Here is an 18,291-nt window from a genome sequence, read left to right as displayed (position 1 = left end):
GTAATAAAGATAATTACCAATTGCTTAGACAAATAATCCCATCATCAAGCCGACGAGGATAATTCCCGTAAAAGCAACTAGAACATAAAACTGCGATTGTCCCGAAGTTGTATATTTGAGCGTTTGTCCGCCAAATAATGTCCCCAAACCAATAAAGTTAACGAATCCATCGACAACATATCGATCGAACCAATTAGTTATCCGCGCGCTAGTAGCGACCAACAAGACGATTGTCAGTTGATAAAAACGTTGGACGTAGAAATCATATGCAAAAAAGTTTTGAATCGCAGGCATTGGTAACTTCACAGGTTTGGGGATCGCATCGACACTATAAATTACTGTAGCGATCGCAATTCCCGAAATACTCGACCATACTAATAGCGGTGCAAACATAGTATCTAAAGCTCCCCAACTGGGCAACAGATCGAGATTTCGCAAAATAATTGGCAGATGACAGATAAAAACAGCAGTAGTAATTACAGGTAAACTAATCAACCAAAACGGCTCTACCGATCGTTCACTCATCGGTTTGACTTTACCTAAGAAAATCATACAGAATAATCGAGTCAAGCTAAAGGCTGTCAGCGTATTTACAATTAAAATTACGCCCACTAACCAAGGTTGCTCTAACCAGAGACCATCGATTAATTGTAAAAAGCCCCAAAATCCACCCAAAGGCGGTAACGCAATAAAAGAGGCGATCGCTACTAAGAGTGCAGCCCCTGTAAAAGGACGGCGCGACCATAAGCCACCTAACTGCGTTAAATCTTGAGTAACATTCGTCCAAATAATCGCACCAATACCCATATATAACAATGCCATCCCAAAGGATTCATTGAACAGAATAAATCTAGCTGAGTCTAAATTTTGGGTGCCGATCGCGATAAATACTAGACCGATATAAGCACTCAATGTATAAGAAAGTACCCGTTTCATATCGATCTGGGCGATCGCGATTAACGAACAACAAATAGCCGTAGATACACCTAAAATTATCAGGGTAGTTAATAAAATTGGTGATAGCGAAATCACTGGAGCTAGTTTAATCAACACAAACGCACCAGCTCCAACAACGACCGCATTCCGCAATACCGTTGCAGGAATTGGTGCTTCCATCGCTTCATCCAGCCATAGCTGGAAGGGAATCTGAGCGCATTTACCCAACGGCCCTGCGCTGAGGGCTAAACCGAGTAATAAGGCTACTGTCGGGTCTAATTGCGCCGTTTGCGACCAAGTTGCTAACTCACTAAAGTTCCACGTTCCAGCGATCGGATAAATCGCAATTACCCCCATCAGCAGGATAATATCGCCCACGCGCTTCGTCCAAAAAGCATCTCGCGCGCCAGTAATTACCAAAGATTGCGCAAACCAAAAGCCGACTAATAAGTAAGTCGCCAGGGTCAGTAATTCGAGGAACACATAAGTGAAAAATAGCGAATTTGATAGCACCAAACCGCAAATCCCCGCACCGAAACAATTCATCAGTGAGAAGAAGCGCGCCCAGCTCCAATCCATCTCTAGATAGCCCACGCTATAGATTTGCGAGACAAAATTGATGCCCGCGACGACGCTAGCCGCCGTCAACGTAATCGTCGAAACCGCGATCGGAAAACTAATATCTAGGGTGCTAGTATGCAGCCAACTATAACTAATTTCTTGTGGGGGCAAGTCCCACCCAATTGCTAAGGCTACAACTGCGTGAACGAAGGCGATCCCCGCCATCAGAATATTCACATAACCTGCTGGTCTAGTTCCGAGTTCCCCCGACCAGCCCAAAGACCAAGGCAGTGCCAAGATGGCTCCGACGAGTGGGTAGCACGGAATTAACCATGCCGTTTGGATAACTATCTCATACATAGAGTTTACTCTATAAAATAATGATTTAAATCTTTTGTATCTCTATACCAAAGAATAATCGAAAACTTCTCCAAAAGATAGGTCTAACATAGAGTTTTGCTCAATATTCAAGCTAAGTTTTCCTGATGTATACTATGTATTGAGATCGATCTATTTTTAAGTTAGATTTTAATCTATTGACGAACCCTTAATCTAGTAGTCTGGGGTGGGGATCGAGTTTATATTGTGTAGGGCACGGGGATTCTAACTTAACGTGAGTCTCAAATCGGGCGCGCTGGGGCATTTATTTAGAATTACGACCTATGGCCAATCTCATGGGAGTAGGGTATGTGTCGTCATCGATGGATGTCCCCCATTAGTCGAGATTAGCGAATCGATGAATAAAGTCTAGAGGAGTCGGTGGGAGATTGACAACGCGGCGGATGTTCGATACATGTGTCGATCGAGGAACTTGTTATATCTCGCCAAAAGAAGAGCGATTTCGGGCGTTATTCGATCGACTCATTGCGGCTAATATCGTCGAGATATGGACGGATACTACTCATACACTAACTGCTGATGGCAATCTGCTTGCCGATGCCGATATTTATCCCCGTTATGTAGCTCCAGAGAACTATCCCGATCTTAGCATTCTGCACTTAATACTATTTAGCTTGACAGCTAGGACAAAAATAAACTCGTCGTCCGCCAAGGGTATCTTTGAGAATTTCGGTGTGGCAGAGGTAACAAAGGCAATCTTGACGACCGAAGACCCAGTGGCGGTATTGACGGCGGGTTTGGCCGCTTCGTTTGAGTCGATCGACGATCGCCAAGCTGTTTGTAATACCCTTGGTGGCGTAGGATTGACGTGGGAGTTCGAGCAGGGCGGTGGCTAGTTTCTGGAGTTTGTCGATCGAACAATCCACTGGTCTTAAGGTGGGATGAATTCCAGCTACAAATAAAACTTCGCTGCGTAAGTAGTTGCCCAATCCACCCAAAAAATGCTGATTTAGTAGCAGCGAGGGAAATCCTTTGCGATTGAAGGTTTTGCTTTGAAGCCGATCTAGCACCATTTCAACTGTTGTGGTAGCTTCTAAAACATCAGGGCCGAGTTTTTGTAAAAAAGGATGGGTGGCGATTCGATCGTCGTCTAATACGTCAATATCTGAAGCACTGTAGAGAAGTGCCGATCGCTTTTCGGTATGAATGGCCAAGCGCAACTGTCGATTGGTGGTTGGATAATCGTAGGCGCGCCGACTGTACCAAACGCCATAAAGCTGATTGTGACTATAAATAGTGAGCTGGTTACTGAAGCGAGTCAGCAGGGCTTTGCCCTTGGGAGTAACAGAGACAATGCGAGCAGCAGTGAGTTCGGCTTCAAAACATTTAAGATGGGCGAAGGCAAAGGAGACTTCTGTGAGGGATCGCTCGACAATATCTTTCGCAATCTTATCGGCAGCTAACTTAATTTCTGGGCCTTCAGGCATGGTGTTGTTGCACTCTAGTTTTATTCCAAGGCACTATGCCGATCTTAGCATTTGGCACTATCTTTCAGATCCAGGCTCGAATCTCTTCTGCCATGCCTGATAAACTGGTAACTAACAACATCAGATCGATCGAGCAAGATGGGAAACACCTTTGGGCATTTATTTAGAATTACGACCTATGGCGAATCCCATGGGGGTGGGGTAGGTGTCGTCATCGATGGATGTCCCCCATTGGTTGAGATTAGCGAAGCCGAAATTCAGGTCGAACTCGACAGGCGGCGTCCCGGACAGAGTAAAATTACTACACCCCGCAAGGAGACTGATACCTGCGAAATTTTGTCTGGGGTGTTTGAAGGTAAGACTACGGGGACGCCGATTAGTATTTTGGTGCGAAATAAAGATGCCAGGTCTCAAGATTACAGCGAGATGGTGCAGACTTATCGCCCGTCTCATGCGGATGCGACGTATGATGCCAAATATGGAATTCGGAATTGGCAAGGTGGTGGCAGATCTTCAGCGCGGGAAACGATTGGCAGAGTAGCCGCAGGTGCGATCGCCAAAAAAATTCTACATATAGTTAATAATGTCGAAGTTATCGGCTATGTCAAGAAGATTCAGGACATCGAAGCGACTGTCAATACCGATCTGGTGACGATGGAGCAGGTAGAGAGTAATATCGTGCGCTGTCCCGATCTAACATGTGCGGATCGAATGATCGATCGCATTGAAGCGATCGGCAGAGAGGGCGACTCGATCGGCGGCGTGGTAGAATGCGTCGTGCGGAATGTGCCTAAAGGTTTGGGTATTCCAGTATTTGACAGGTTAGAAGCAGATATCGCTAAAGGTGTAATGTCGCTCCCCGCAACTAAAGGTTTTGAAATCGGTTCGGGATTTGCTGGCACGCTGATGACTGGGAGCGAGCATAATGACGAATTTTACACCGACGAGGATGGCGAAATTCGGACGCGCACCAATCGCTCTGGCGGTACTCAAGGCGGAATATCTAATGGCGAAAATATCATCATTCGGGTAGCCTTTAAACCCACAGCGACGATTCGCAAGGAACAGAACACGGTTACCCAAAGTGGGGAAGAGACGACGTTAGCCGCTAAAGGCAGACACGATCCTTGCGTTCTACCTCGCGCGGTACCGATGGTTGAGGCGATGGTATCGTTGGTATTGTGCGACCATTTATTGCGGTATTACGGTCAGTGTAAAGTGGTTTAGGCTTTAGGCTTTAGGCTTTAGGCTTTAGGCTTTAGGTAGAAGGGGAAAGGGGAAAGGGGAAAGGATAAGATTTCGATCGTCTTTTTGCTAATTAACAAGGCAGCGACGCTGCTCATTACCCATTACCCATTACCCATTACCCATTACCCATTACCCATTACTCATCCAACCATCTACTCAGGTATTCCAATCAACGATCGATCGCCTGCGACTACGGTACCGATCGCGTAAGCTTGGATTTGTTGTGACTTAAAAAAGGCGATCGAGTCATCGACAGCCGTTGCGGGGACAATGACGACGTAGCCGATGCCCATATTAAAAGTATTGAACATATCCACAGGTGCCACATTTCCGGCTTCGGCTAGCCATTGAAAGGCGGGGGGAATTTGCCAACTTTGGAGATCGATTTCGATCGAATGATTGGCACTCAGACAGCGGGGTAAGTTTTCGGGCAAACCACCGCCTGTAATATGTGCCATCCCATGAATGACTAATTGCTGCTCGATCGCCGCTAAAATCGGCTTCACATATATCTGAGTGGGTGTGAGGTACACGTCTCCCAGATTTTTGCCCGCCAAGCTGCTAGGCGTATCCTCCCACCGATAGCCGCCATCGCTGACGATTTTCCGCACCAGACTATAACCATTACTATGTATACCGCTACTGGCTAACCCGATCGCGACATCGCCGATCTGAATTTTGGAGCCGTCGATCAGTTTACTCTTTTCGGCAATTCCAACGGCAAAGCCAGCCAGATCGTATTCACCCGATTGATAAAATCCGGGCATCTCTGCTGTCTCGCCACCTAATAAGGCACAACCAGCTTGACGACAGCCATCGGCAATGCCAGCGACTACTTGAGTCAGTTGGGTGGAATTGAGTTTGCCAGTTGCTAAATAATCGAGGAAATAGAGTGGCTCGGCACCGCAAGTCAGAATATCATTGACGCACATGGCGACTAAATCGATGCCGATGGAAGCATGATTGTCTAATTCCTGAGCGATTTTGAGCTTGGTACCCACTCCATCGGTACCCGATACTAATACTGGTTGCTGATATCCTGTCGGCAGTTCAAACCAGCCGCTAAAACCGCCTAAACCACCTAAAACTCCCGAACGGTGCGTGCTGTGGACGAGGTTTTTGATGTTTTCGACAAACGCTCTCCCCGCCACAACATCGACACCTGCTTGTTGATAATCCATAGCTCACCCGTACACGATCGGCACGGGTATTTTACCGCGATCGCTTTGCACAGGGCAAATTCAGTAGGTTGGGAGTGGGAAGTTGGGATTTGGAGCTGTTCTTAGATATTTGAGATGCTTATTAATGTTATTAGCTAAGGTTATGTAAATCGCTGCATTAAGAACTCAGAGCTAGTTTTTGGATTTACAGTTCGATCGAGGTAAATATCGACTTAACAAATTTTTAATAAAAAGCTGCCGATTTTTAAAACCTGTCAACCCAATTTCGACCTAATAAACATTTAAATAATGGATGCAAAAAAATGTAACATATTATTTTTCCTGATTAAAAAATCGTAGAGATCGTCTGACTCAAAGCTTTGTTGGGTGGGGATCGCTTCGGGTTTGAACGCTAAAATGTTAATTTATCGGAGCATATAAAAGTACATTTGTCAAGGATTTAGGGCAATCAATTTGAAAAAAACTTCGTGTTATGGTAGACCCAACGTTCCTCACACCGAGGTGAATACGGAACAAGTATGAGCTAGTAACTGGCAGATTCTTCCCACATTTATGAAGAATCCAAAGCTAAATCTCAAAGATAAAACGTTTCACAATAGGCTTATGAATTACCAAACTTTGACTGGATTAACTGCTCTCGTCGCAACACTGAGTTTAGCTACAGCAGCCTCTGCTACACCATCAGTCAACTCCACTCAACCCAAAGTTTCTGTCGAGTCCAAACAACTAATTGCACAATCCGTCGGTCAAGCTTCTTTCTATGGCACTGGCCCAGGCGAAGGTGGCCCATTAACTGCAAATGGCGAAGTATACAATCCAAGTGGTCTTACTGCCGCTCACCGCTCGTTACCTTTCGGCACCAGAGTTCGGGTCACTAGCAACAACGGACGTTCGGTAGTAGTTCGTATCAACGATCGCGGCCCCTTCATTGGTGGCAGAATTATCGACCTTTCGGTTGCAGCAGCTCGTGCGATCGGTTTGAACAGAACTGGTGTCGGTCAAGTTCGCATGGAAGTTTTAAGCATTGGTGATGGTCGTCGTCAAGGTCGTCGCAATCGCTAAATAGTTGCCCATCGGCAACAGTCAATCCGATCGAGTCATTGTCCTTAATTCACATTTTTGTGGTAGTATTCCAAGGTCAAAACTCGATCGATCTCAAACCCCACCCCCATAAGCTAGCTCCACCAGCATCGACAACTTGCGAGTCAAATGATTATATTGGCTCCCTGACAGGATTTGATGCCATTTATAGAGAGTAAGGGCGATTCTGGGGGTAAACTATTAACATACAAAGTGGTTAAATTTGGTAACAAAAGCCGTAACGCTTGCCCACTATCGAAGTAGGTAAAGTCGATTTCCTACGGAACGCGACGCGAACGGCCAGACGACCGCATCACTGATGTCCGATTTTCGCGAACTGGATGGATTAGCCTCATTGAGGCCGAGCCTAGATTGGGCGATCGACGACCCATTCGGTCGGCGACAGCCGATAACAAATCGCTGGAATTAGACTTGTATGACTTAATATCGCTTTGCCCCGAATATTGTTTCTCCTTGAACGACTATGAATCAACATCGTTGGACTTGTCTGACTACGCTCGTTCTGACTGCGGTAATAGCACCTGTTGCTAACGTTTGTGCCAAAACTCTCTCAGCCCCTGCTGGCGAATCTGGAGATAACTACTCACCACTATCACCGCAATCGCTACCGATAATTACACCACTGACAGTAACCGAACTCGAAACAGAGACAGCAGTTCCCGCTAAAATTCGAGTGGTGCCCCAGGTAAGCAAACTACCGACCGTTAAGTCACTTGCTGCTAAGAAGTCAAAAATTTCGATTCGCGATCGACAGTCTGACGTTAAGAAGCTAACTAGCCTTCCTACCAAAAATCTGGCGACAGAACCAGTAAAAAACCAAACTTCGTCTCCAATTCCACTTTTTAACCCGAATTCCCGATCTACTGCGGCAATCTTTTCAAGTCCAGACCTCAGTGATTCATCAACTGCTCGGGTAAACGCGGTAGCTCCCCTTCCACAGATGAAGTGGCCAGCACTCAAACATCAAGCAGTTAAATCTTTTACCACTCGGGCAGTCAGCCAGCCGATTGAGATCGTGCGTAGCGATAAATCGCAGCCGACGGTAATTAATAATTCGATCGCCGCTCAGGCTGATGTGGCAGATATCCCACAGGCGAGAGACTCATGGGAAGCCCTAAATCCCGTTCCTAGCGATCGCACCAGCGCGATCCCTGCATCCCAAATAGCACCAATAGTCGCCGCTACCGATTCGGTACGTGCCGAGCAACTGCACCGCTCGCCAGAAATTCCTAGCTTTGAAGCGGGATTGCCTGTATTTATCTTTGAAAGCGACCATCCCAAACAGATTGTCGCCACCGCAATCGCGCAAATAGACGATACGATTGTCGCTCCCGAGCCGAGTATCGCCATCCCCGTCGAGCGTCCCAAACAGGCAACTATTCCCACTCAATCGTCTACTCAATCTCCCGATCGATTGCCATCGACGTCGGATCCAACTCCAACAATCGTAAAAATCGAGCCACCTGCCGTTCAACCCGCACTAGAGAAAATTGTCTCTACCCAAATCGGCCAAGCATCATGGTATGGCAGTGAAGCTGGTTCCAAAACTGCTAGTGGAGAAAGATACAATCCTCGTGGTTTGACAGCAGCACACCGGACATTGCCTTTTGGTACTAAAGTGCGAGTTACTAACCTCTCCACTGGTAAAGTCGTCGTCGTGCGGATCAACGATCGCGGGCCATTTCATCGTCATCGATCGATCGATATCTCTGCTGGTGCGGCTGAAGTAATCGGTCTCAAAAGCCAAGGAGTAGGTCGAGTAAAAATGGAAGTTTTGGAATCAGAGTAAATAGTTGATAGTTGATAGTTGATAGTTGATGGACGGTAGATATCGCCATTAATGGGGACAGACAGATCGAGTCGGAGTTTGTGTGTAAACATAGATATGTATCACCAATTCCGATTTTCCCCGACCTTCAATTCGTATGCCACAATTACCTCGACAGATTTGGATCCTCGCGATGGGTCGATTACTGTCAGAAATCGGGAGCGGATTTACCATCTTTTACGCCCCGATTTTTTTCGTGCAACAGGTGGGACTTTCAGCCACATCGGTCGGTTTAGCCTTGGGTAGTGCCTCGATTTCGGGGGTAGCGGGACGGCTGATTAGCGGTACTTATGCCGATCGCTGGGGTCGCAAACCAGTTTTGTTATTATCGACGCTAGTTTTGGCACTAGCCTGTTTTATATTTGCCGCAACTAACAATCTGCCTATGTTGGTTGTTGGCTGTTTAGTGCAAGGTTTGGGACTGGGTTTATATTGGCCTGCCAATGAAGCGATCGTCGCCGATTTAACCGATGGTGAAGGGAGAAGATTTGCTTACGCGATTACCCGATTGGCCGATAATGTCGGCATGGGATTGGGGATTATTGCTGGGGGATTGTTGATTAGCTCGACTGGCGCGTATCGAGTTTTATTTATTGTCGATGGAGTTTCATTTTGCTGTTTTTTCTTGACGCTCGCCCTGGGGATTAAAGAGACATTACAAGCCCCAAAAACAGCGGTAAGATTTTTTAGCGGTTACAGTAGAGCATTACGCGATCGACGCTTATTAGTGTATGTCACCGTCAATATTATTTTGACTATTTATATTTCGCAAACTCAATCGACACTGCCGCTCTATTTTAGTCAATTCGTACCTCAAGCAGATGCCCGTGGCTTCAGTCCGCAAATCATTAGTACGCTATTTACAGGTCATTTGCTAATGACGATCGCCTCTCAGCTCCCCATGCTCAAATTACTCGCAAAATTCAGCCAAGCTCGATCGTTAATGATTTCGGGCGGCTTTTGGGTATTAGGTTTTGGTTGTATAACCATGACTGGCACAAGTGCGAGTTACCAATTGGTATGGGCGAGTTTGGGATTAGGATTATTTGCCTTAGCAATTGTTGCTTACACGCCAACTGCATCCGCACTGATTGCCGATTTGGCTCCATCTTCTCTACGCGGTGTTTATACCTCGATTAATTCGTTATGTTGGGCCGCAGGTTATGCCATCGGCCCACCATTAGGCGGCTGGGCACTCGATCGATCGCCCCAATTTGCCCATAATTTCTGGCTGGGTTTAGCGGCTACGGTGCCTGTTGTGTGGGCGATTTTAGCCTGGTTAGAAAGATTAGTCTCGGGGATCGATCGGGCTGATTGAGTTGGGAGTTGGGAGTTGGGAGTTGGGAGTTGGGAGTTGTGAACTAGTAACCTAATTTGTGCCTCCTAGTAATAGTTACATGCGATCGATTGGTGTTATTTTGAGATGATGAGTTTCCCCTGAGTTGCGATCGAATGATAAATAGTTTATTGGGCAAAATTTTAACGGGGATCTGTGCGATCGTTATTTTATGGTGTGGTTCTCAGAGTGCGCTAGCTGGGCCATTAAGCGACAGATTGGCTCAATACCCAAATTGGGATGCCCGATCGAATCTGGCACGCTCAGAAGGCGAATTGACCTATCCTGAGTGGTTTCGGGGGCGTTGGCGTGCCACGAGTACTCTACTCGAACAAATCGCACCGTTGGCACCAGTAATAGTTACACCAGGATTTGAGAGCAATCGGCAATATATCGATAAATCGATCGAATTTAAAGTCCAATTTATCCCGACAAATCCCAATAGAAACGTCAAATTTTCGCCGCTCAACTTGCCCAAATTGCCATCTAACCTACCCTCACCCCAGATCGTCGCCGATCGCGCATTTAATGGCTTGAATATTGCCGCTGCTTATTTAGGTGCAGCTAATGTCAAATCAGTAAAAATCGATCCACAAAATCCGACCAAACAGATTACCCAACTCACTCAAGACCGCCAATTAGAAGCCTTTGTGACTGGATTCGATCGTGAAATTCCCGCACCAGATCGGTTTATTGCGACCGAACTCTCACAGCAAGTTTTTCGGACGAGTGCGACTATTTATCTCAATACTGTCGAAACGACAACTAGTTATCAATATTCTGCAACGCCGACTCCCAAAATTACCGCCACCCAAATCTCGGCAATTTATCTTTCGCCCCAAGATCCCGATTATTTTCGCACTCGCGGGCGTGCGGTAGCTTTGTATAAATATCAATTAAATTTGATACCAGCGATCGACACACAGCTATAATACCAAAATCGATTTTCGATCGAGATAACCACAGTAATAAGATTGTAGGGTGTGTTGTCTTGTCGCACTCTAAGCCGGAGGGAACCTCCGGCTTAGAGTGCGCCGCTATCGCGCTAGCGTAACGCACCAAATCAGATACCTATAGAAGATCGGATCGTAACGTACCAAATCAGATAGCTATAGTATTTCTTAGGAGTAAAGATTTATGTTTTAAATCTTAAACTCACAAGTTCCTCACATCAATTTGCTTCAATGTCGATCGATAGCTAACCAAACTTTTTACATAAACAAGATACTGGACTGGCTGTTGGTAGCGTAATCTTCGATGCACAGGAGCGATCGTCATGACTTCCGAACATCTATTGCCAGTTACTTTACGAGATATTCCGAGCGAGGGAAATCGAGCCAAAAATTCGATCGGCTACAAGACGACACGAGTGCTGGCGGAAGCTCTGAATGCGACACAAATGGGATTGGCAGAAGCTTATATTCATGGCTTAGAAATTCCCGATTCGGTATTTCGATCGATGATGCACGCATCGATGCCAATTTTGTTCAAACATGCACCTGGATTGCTGGCTCCCTATGAGTGGGTGTTAGATGAATCAGATCGATTGGCGGAATCTGCACGCGAACTGATGCAGGTGCAGTACGACTTACCTCAAGCAATGCTCAATCAAATGTTAGGGGATTGGCCGACAATTTATCCTAAATATAGTATGGGCTTGTGGGAGAATGGAGCCACAGATTTACAGTCGGCTCAAATCCAGATGATCGATCGCGTTATCGAACAGCTAGAAATTGTCGATGGCGATCGCATTTTAGATTTTGGTTGCGGTTGGGGTTGTGTGCCGAACTATATTATGTCCAAATTTCCCAATGTTCGCTTTACGGGGGTGAATTTGAGTCACCATCAGTGCGAGTATATGCGACACAAAATGCAAGATCCTCAGAGCCATTTGAGTGGGGAAAGATTTACACTGATTGAAGGCGATCTCAACGAGGTAGATTTTGCCGACAAGTTTGACAAAATTCTCTCGATCGGTGTTTTTTGTCATATTGGCAATCTCACCAATGCGTTGCAAAAGCTCGCATCTCTACTCGAAAGCAATGGTAAAGTATTCATCCACTTGATTACCGCCCGCATCCCCAATCATATGTCATCGGGCTTTACTCATAAGTATATTTTCCCCCACGGTCGCTATTGGAATTATGATGCGATTCCCAGTCACGATCGCGATCTCCAAACGCTCGATCGCTGGTACGTTAATGGGATGAATTACCATCAGACTTTTACTGCCTGGTTGCAGCGATTTGATGACGCACAAGCTAGTGTCAAGCTCCTAGACTATGGCATGGACTATGCTAAATTTCGGCGGATCTGGCGGTTTTATCTCTTGTTAATGGGTACGGCTTTTGCGACTTGTGATGGTGAGTATAACGGCAATGGCCAATATCTTTTGACTCATACCAAATCCGGTTTGTAAAACCCACTAACCTTGCCCTCACCCCCAATCCCTACCGTGTCTACACACTCAGAGCGGAGTGGATTAATTGTCGCCAGATCGAAACAACCTGCCCAGATATTTTGCCTTACCAAATTCTGCTCGTACTCAGTACGAAACCTGGCATCACTTCACCACAATCGATCTCAGTAGGTGACTCTAGTATTTCCGGTTCTCGTCCGGGTCGATATATTTCCACCTGCTGATTTTTTGGGTCTATAAGCAATCCCAATCGTACTCCAACCCGTTGAAATTCCAGCATTTTTTCCTGCAATGGCTTCAAGTTGTCGCTAGCAGAGCGGAGTTCTATGACAAAATCAGGCACTACGGGAATAAATCTGACAATATTCACTCCCTCTAGTCGAGATTTCTCGATCCAAGAAACATCTGGTGATGGTTTTCCGCCGCCAAATGCGGTAAAGTCATAGCCACCTGATGAATCGAATACTCTACCCAGATTGGTTTGTCGGTTCCAAATACCAACATCAATAACTAAATCAGCATTGCGTTCGCTACTTTCGCCGCCTGCTGGAGCCATAACAATCAATTCTCGATTCGGAGTCAGTTCGAGGCGTAAGTCGGGATTATTGATACAAAGAACATCAAACTGTTCTGGTGTAACAGTTAGAGTTGTATCGCTTACGTCCAGTAGCAATGGTTGAGGATCTGTAGTTGGTGCAGTAGCGATTGTCATAAAACCTCCAAACATTTGTGGGAGCTAGATTATGCCACCCCGATCTTAGCACTGGCAAGACAGATCTTTTGGTTCTAGATCGACAGTTGGGCAACTCCAGATCCATCCACACAAACCATTAAGCTGCGATCGAATCGATAGCGATCTGCCTTTGCTGTCGGATTCTAGTATTTAATTTATTAGACACACACTAATTTTGGAGTGAGTCGATCGAGAATTTGCTTGAGTACCAATGCCGTCCACTCGATATCGGCGAGGGTGGTGCTTCTACCCAGCGTCAGGCGAATTCCGCCGACTGATTCGGTTTGACTGTATCTCATCGCCAATAAGATGGGACTGGGCGTAAGTTTGCCACTAGCACAAGCTGCTCCCGAACTGATGCCGATGCCAGCAAGATTGAGTTGTCTGACGATCGTTTTACCTGTAACGGGTTCTTGGGAATGACAGCGCGGGATCTGGAGACAAAAGCTGAGGTGATGGGGGAGGCGGTGCTGGAGATCGCCAGTAGGAACCAGCAGCGGACAATCTGACAGTAGCTCGAATAATCGATCGCGCAAACCCATTAATCGGTAATGTTCGAGAGCTAATTCTTCGCTAGCTAATTCTGCGGCGACGCCAAAGCCTGCGATTTGCGGGACGGCTTGAGTCCCAGATCTCCAGCCCATTTCTTGTCCGCCACCAGCGAGGAGGGGCACTAGTTCTAAACCAGGACGAATATAGAGTGCGCCTGCACCTTGGGGGCCATATAATTTATGACTAGAGAGCGAGAGTAAATCGATCCCCAGTTTCTGGACGTCGATCGCGATTTTACCAGCAGCTTGGACGGCATCGGTATGGAAGCAAACTTGGTGCTGGCGGCAAATCGCCGCTAATTCGGCGATCGGTTGAATGGTGCCGACTTCACTTTGAGCGTAAATAATCGATACCAATACGGTATTCGGGCGGATTGCGGTAGCGAGATCGTGGGGATCGATGCGTCCAGCGCGATCGACTGGCAATCTAGTTACTTGCCAGCCTCTACTTTCTAACCACTGAACTGGCGCGCTAATCGATGAATGTTCGACGCTCGAAATAATTAAATGTTGGGGGGTATCGTAGCGATTTGCCACCCCCATAATTGCTTGATTATTAGCTTCAGTACCCCCAGAACCAAAGGCGATCGCGTCGGGGTTGGCATTAATTAATGCTGCTACTTGAAATCTCGCTTGTTCGATCGCTGTTGATGCGCGCTCGCCCCATTGATGAATACTTGAAGGGTTGCCCCATTCGGAAGTAATAACTCGGTGCATAGCCGCGATCGCTTCAGTTCGAGTTGGAGTTGTCGCACTATGGTCTAGATAAATCTGCATAGCCTACGATAAATAATTATTTTTAGTCACAATTAATCTGCTATTGATTTAGAAATTATGGATGAAGATTGTCGAGCTGAACTATGAATCTTCCGCTCGACAATCGATTTAAGGATCGGAGCTAATGTTTAGCTACCTGGCTTACAGATATTATAATCTTCATGCGATAGCACTTCTTTTGGTTGAAGAACGCCATCTTCCTCAAAGCAGAGCATTCGGTAGTTACGAGTCACAGGAATACTAATTACCAACCGATTGTGACGCAGCCTTTTGCCGCCAAACTCTCGATAATTCCTGCGATCTTGTAATCCGTTAATAATATTTCTAGCTTTTAAAACCACATGAGATGGCAAGCTTTTTAGGTCGATGGGATCGAAAGCAAAACTATCGTGCCAACTTCGTTTTTTTTCTTTCTTTTCATTTTCGCCGACCTCCTCTTGGAGACAGCGATGGCAGATCTGTCCGTAGCCTTTATGACCGCATTGAAACATTTTTCTGCGTCTGCTCATATAATGTACCTCGATGTCTAATGTAAATAATAAAAATGGTAAGTAAGCAGTTACAAATTACCTGCATGGAAATTTAAACAATGATGTTGATACTACCGATCTAGTGCGGTGAAGACCGCTGGAGATCCCCTGTTAGTAAGCATTATCGTCGATATCGATCGATTGGCACTAAGGTTCTATATAGAGATGCGCTCTGCTTAGCTGAGCTAATTAGCTGAGTAACGCGCTCTAGTTGTAGAAGTTTAGTACTAACAATTGGGAGATCGCCGACAATAGTCAAGTCACAAATGATACAATGATTTCAGTGCGTCTCAAATATGAAGAGTCCCGATCGTCATTGCTGCATTAATAGTTGCGAGCTATTAATTCATAGTTTATCATTCATTATTTTTGATTTTTCCTTTGAAATTTCGACATTCTAGCAGTGCCGAAGGCACATCTCACTCCTCTCTTTTATATAGTTTAGCTCTTGGGAGCGTCGGTGTTGCCATTTTTTCTGGATATTGGTTTTGGTTTCGTTCTCAATCGAGAGTGCAGCCAAATTTACCACCATTATCTCAAGATGGGTCGATCGAAGTCTATTTTAATCACGATCGAGCGGTAGAGTTTACCGAACCTTATCGCCAAAAAACTAGGCAGGGCGTAGATTTGGCGGTGAAATTAATTACGGCGATCGAGTCTGCCCAATCGCAAATCGATATTGCAGTACAAGAGTTTCAATTACCCAATATCGCTCAAGCTCTAGCTGCAAAATCGCAAGCCGGAATTAAGGTACGCATCATTCTAGAACACAATTATAGTCGGAGTTTGAGTGAATTGACTGCTGCCGAGATCGAGGCTTTGCCAGCGAGATCGCGCGATCGATATCGAGAATTTCAGAAATTAGTAGACATCGATGGTAATGGGACTCTTTCGCAAGAAGAGATAAATCAGCGAGATGCCCTCGCGATCCTCCGCAATGCCAAGATTGCCATCCTCGATGATACTGCGGATGGTTCTAAGGGTAGTGGCTTGATGCACCACAAATTTATGGTGGTAGATGGACGTAAAGTGGTGGTGACGTCGGCAAATTGGACGATGAGCGATGTTTATGGCGATTTTCGATACCCAGAGAGCGAGGGCAATCAAAATAATCTGGTGCAGCTCGAAAGTAGCGAATTAGCCACAGTATTTACGAATGAATTTAACCTGATGTGGGGCGATGGCACCCCTAACAATCCCAGCAGCCAATTTAAGGCACGCAAACCCGCTCGGTTACCATTTGAAGTATCAGTCGGCACGACGCGTGTCTCGGTGCAATTTTCGCCGACTTCTAAGCAACAGGCATGGGCAGATAGTAGTAGTGGTACGATCGGGAAGTGGCTCGGTAGTGGCACGCAGCAAGTAGATTTAGCCTTATTTGTCTTTTCCGAGCCGGGATTGGCGAGTATTTTGCAAGCTCAGTCGCAGCGAGGGGTGAAGGTACGGGGCGCGATCGATCGACAGTTTGCCTATCGGGAGTATAGTTCGGGTTTGACACTCATGGGTGTAGATGGCCAAAATATATGTCAAGCTGCAACAACTAGCGCGCAGCCATTGGCAACGATTGGCGTACCGACTTTACCGACTGGCGATTTACTCCATCATAAATTTGCGATAATCGATCGACATACTGTGATTACGGGTTCGCATAATTGGTCGAATGCCGCCAATTATAGTAATGATGAAACTTTATTAGTGATTCAAAATAATCCTACCGTGGCCGCACATTTCGATCGGGAATTCGCTCGACTTTATGAAGGTGTGGTTGTCGGACTTCCAGCACGGCTGAAGAGTGAGCGGTGTGGATAGGTTTTAGGCTTTAGGTTTTCGGTGGATCGTGATTTTGAGATGGCGATTGAGACTATCGATCGGGTGAAAGAATATAATTAAGGCCAAATTTAGCTTAAAGTATCCTTCAATCCACACAATGGAATAAGCTGTACTGACGTTCTTCTACCTGAGCCGCTAGATTTCCTCTGCCTAAAGCCTAAAGCCTAAAGCCTAATCCCTAACACCTAAACCAGATGCACCTAATTATGTTCGACTTAGATGGCACTTTAGTTGACAGTAATCCGGTAGACTCCCAGTGTTATTTACAAGCATTAGTTGATGTGTTTGGCTTCGATCTCGATAATATCGATCGAAATTGGGGTAATTATCCGCACGTTACGGATGCAGGTATTTTACAAACGCTTTGTCAGGTAGAATTAGGGCGCGTACCGACAGAGATCGAGATTGACGATTATCAATGCCGATTCTTAGAATTATTAGTCCTTGCTGTCAGCCAAAAATCGCTACAATCGATCGCTGGAGCTAGAGAAATTTTAGAGCGGTTGAGTCTAGATTCTAACTACGCGCTCTCGATGGCAACTGGTGCTTGGAAACAAACAGCAGACTATAAGCTTCAACAAACTGGACTAGATGGCATAATTTCACCGATAGCTTATTCTGATGATGCTCGCGCACGGGTAGAAATCATGAAATGCGCCTATCGACGATCGCTCGAATTTTACCGACAGTCGCAGTTTGAAACAGTTACTTATCTTGGGGATGGCGTCTGGGATGGAATCGCATCAAAACAATTAAATTATAATTTCATCGGAATTGGAACGGGAAAACGAGCTGTAGATTTACTTGCAACTGGGGCACGATCTGTCTTCCCACACTATCTGGATATCAGCGAAATTATGTCTGTACTCTCTACCTAAATAGTAGTTTTGCTTAAATTATTATCAAATTATAGCTAATGACTTTAAACTATCAGATCTTGTCTCAGCTTTCTAGTTGGAAAGATCCACTCATTCAGGTAATTGCTGATGATATCGGTCGAATTGCGTGGAATACTTTTCTCGCACTAGTGCCGTTGACTTTGAGCTTTTTCTTATTCTACAAATCTCGATCGCGAGTATTTTGCTGGAGTACTTATATTTTATTGGGCTTAAGTTTTATTGTCGGTATTAAAAAATACAATGATGGAAATTTACTTGTAGCTTTAGAAAGAATTGTACTCTCTGTATGGGGCGTCAGACTGGTTTTTATAGCGATTGCACTTGGCGCGATCGCTATATTACTTATTCTCGATCGACGGCTGCGAGATCCGCGAGAGCGCAAGCAGTCAATTTTTTGGTGGATCGGCTTATTTCTATTTGTGGTAATTCTACCAAATGCTCCATATATTCTGACCGATATCATCCATTTTTACGATGCAGTTCGCACGATTGCTTCAGCCTGGACGATTACTTTAGTCATCGTACCAATTTATAT

General features: G+C 45.7%; 16 protein-coding genes and 1 pseudogene. 11 read left to right on the top strand and 6 right to left on the bottom strand.

All coding sequences use genetic code 11. The features are described from left to right. Window positions 1–24 precede the first annotated feature (24 nt). Entirely contained in the window at window positions 25–1,857 is a 1,833-nt protein-coding gene (locus tag C7B77_RS06960) for an NAD(P)H-quinone oxidoreductase subunit F (protein ID WP_106301971.1), read from the bottom strand. A gap of 274 nt (window positions 1,858–2,131) precedes the next feature. Here C7B77_RS06960 and C7B77_RS29130 point away from each other — a divergent pair. Next, a pseudogene (locus tag C7B77_RS29130) lies at window positions 2,132–2,233 on the top strand (chorismate synthase); the annotation flags it as partial. Window positions 2,234–2,501: 268 nt separating this feature from the next. On the opposite strand, the gene nei reads toward C7B77_RS29130, so the two are convergent. After that, window positions 2,502–3,323: an endonuclease VIII gene (gene nei / locus C7B77_RS06955; RefSeq protein ID WP_106301969.1), complete on the bottom strand. Its 822-nt coding sequence runs from the start codon at window positions 3,321–3,323 to the stop codon at window positions 2,502–2,504. 138 nt (window positions 3,324–3,461) lie between these two features. Here nei and aroC point away from each other — a divergent pair, with 138 nt between their 5' ends. Further along, the gene (gene aroC / locus C7B77_RS06950) at window positions 3,462–4,550 is read left to right on the top strand and encodes a chorismate synthase (protein ID WP_106301967.1); all 1,089 of its coding nucleotides are present in this window, start codon (window positions 3,462–3,464) and stop codon (window positions 4,548–4,550) included. Between the two features lie 173 nt (window positions 4,551–4,723). Here aroC and purM read toward each other — a convergent pair whose 3' ends face one another. Then, window positions 4,724–5,752 (bottom strand): phosphoribosylformylglycinamidine cyclo-ligase, encoded by a 1,029-nt coding sequence (purM, locus tag C7B77_RS06945; protein WP_106301964.1) that lies wholly within the window; start codon window positions 5,750–5,752, stop codon window positions 4,724–4,726. A gap of 603 nt (window positions 5,753–6,355) precedes the next feature. Between purM and C7B77_RS31010 the strand changes: the two genes are divergently transcribed. The 6 genes from C7B77_RS31010 (at window position 6,356) to C7B77_RS06920 (ending at window position 12,436) form a co-directional block, all read left to right on the top strand. After that, window positions 6,356–6,814: a septal ring lytic transglycosylase RlpA family protein gene (locus C7B77_RS31010; protein ID WP_425430816.1), complete on the top strand. Its 459-nt coding sequence runs from the start codon at window positions 6,356–6,358 to the stop codon at window positions 6,812–6,814. Window positions 6,815–6,852: 38 nt separating this feature from the next. Next, window positions 6,853–7,011, top strand: coding sequence for a hypothetical protein (locus C7B77_RS29695; RefSeq protein WP_181243739.1), 159 nt, complete (start codon window positions 6,853–6,855; stop codon window positions 7,009–7,011). A 305-nt stretch (window positions 7,012–7,316) separates the two neighbouring features. Continuing rightward, complete coding sequence (locus C7B77_RS31005) at window positions 7,317–8,642, top strand: septal ring lytic transglycosylase RlpA family protein (protein ID WP_245894096.1); 1,326 nt, start codon at window positions 7,317–7,319, stop codon at window positions 8,640–8,642. 136 nt (window positions 8,643–8,778) lie between these two features. Continuing rightward, window positions 8,779–9,999 carry an MDR family MFS transporter gene (locus C7B77_RS06930; RefSeq protein WP_106301958.1) on the top strand — a complete coding sequence of 407 codons (1,221 nt, stop codon included), beginning with the start codon at window positions 8,779–8,781 and terminating at the stop codon, window positions 9,997–9,999. A gap of 134 nt (window positions 10,000–10,133) precedes the next feature. After that, on the top strand, window positions 10,134–10,949 hold the full coding sequence (locus C7B77_RS06925) for a DUF6816 family protein (protein WP_245894095.1): 816 nt from the start codon (window positions 10,134–10,136) through the stop codon (window positions 10,947–10,949). Window positions 10,950–11,293: 344 nt separating this feature from the next. After that, window positions 11,294–12,436 carry an SAM-dependent methyltransferase gene (locus C7B77_RS06920; protein ID WP_106301956.1) on the top strand — a complete coding sequence of 381 codons (1,143 nt, stop codon included), beginning with the start codon at window positions 11,294–11,296 and terminating at the stop codon, window positions 12,434–12,436. A 106-nt stretch (window positions 12,437–12,542) separates the two neighbouring features. On the opposite strand, the gene C7B77_RS06915 is transcribed toward C7B77_RS06920, so the two are convergent. The 3 genes from C7B77_RS06915 to C7B77_RS06905 form a co-directional block, all read right to left on the bottom strand. Continuing rightward, the gene (locus tag C7B77_RS06915) at window positions 12,543–13,148 is read right to left on the bottom strand and encodes a Uma2 family endonuclease (RefSeq protein ID WP_106301975.1); all 606 of its coding nucleotides are present in this window, start codon (window positions 13,146–13,148) and stop codon (window positions 12,543–12,545) included. 179 nt (window positions 13,149–13,327) lie between these two features. Then, the gene (locus C7B77_RS06910) at window positions 13,328–14,497 is read right to left on the bottom strand and encodes a cysteine desulfurase family protein (protein ID WP_106301953.1); all 1,170 of its coding nucleotides are present in this window, start codon (window positions 14,495–14,497) and stop codon (window positions 13,328–13,330) included. 128 nt (window positions 14,498–14,625) lie between these two features. Beyond that, window positions 14,626–15,006, bottom strand: a complete 381-nt coding sequence (locus tag C7B77_RS06905) for a DUF7682 family zinc-binding protein (protein WP_015162158.1) — start codon at window positions 15,004–15,006, stop codon at window positions 14,626–14,628. Between the two features lie 402 nt (window positions 15,007–15,408). Here C7B77_RS06905 and C7B77_RS06900 point away from each other — a divergent pair, with 402 nt between their 5' ends. The 3 genes from C7B77_RS06900 to C7B77_RS06890 all read left to right on the top strand — a co-directional run. Beyond that, window positions 15,409–16,836 carry a phospholipase D-like domain-containing protein gene (locus C7B77_RS06900; RefSeq protein WP_106301973.1) on the top strand — a complete coding sequence of 476 codons (1,428 nt, stop codon included), beginning with the start codon at window positions 15,409–15,411 and terminating at the stop codon, window positions 16,834–16,836. A 215-nt stretch (window positions 16,837–17,051) separates the two neighbouring features. Next, window positions 17,052–17,735 carry an HAD family hydrolase gene (locus tag C7B77_RS06895; RefSeq protein WP_106301950.1) on the top strand — a complete coding sequence of 228 codons (684 nt, stop codon included), beginning with the start codon at window positions 17,052–17,054 and terminating at the stop codon, window positions 17,733–17,735. A 38-nt stretch (window positions 17,736–17,773) separates the two neighbouring features. Next, window positions 17,774–18,291, top strand: a 518-nt coding sequence (locus C7B77_RS06890) for a DUF1361 domain-containing protein (RefSeq protein WP_146138216.1), incomplete at its 3' end; no start/stop codon positions are given.

Source organism: Chamaesiphon polymorphus CCALA 037 (assembly GCF_003003845.1).
Lineage (GTDB): Bacteria > Cyanobacteriota > Cyanobacteriia > Cyanobacteriales > Chamaesiphonaceae > Chamaesiphon > Chamaesiphon polymorphus.
The sequence above is the reverse complement of the archived record's forward strand: the minus strand, read 5'-3'. Positions and strand labels throughout refer to the sequence as shown.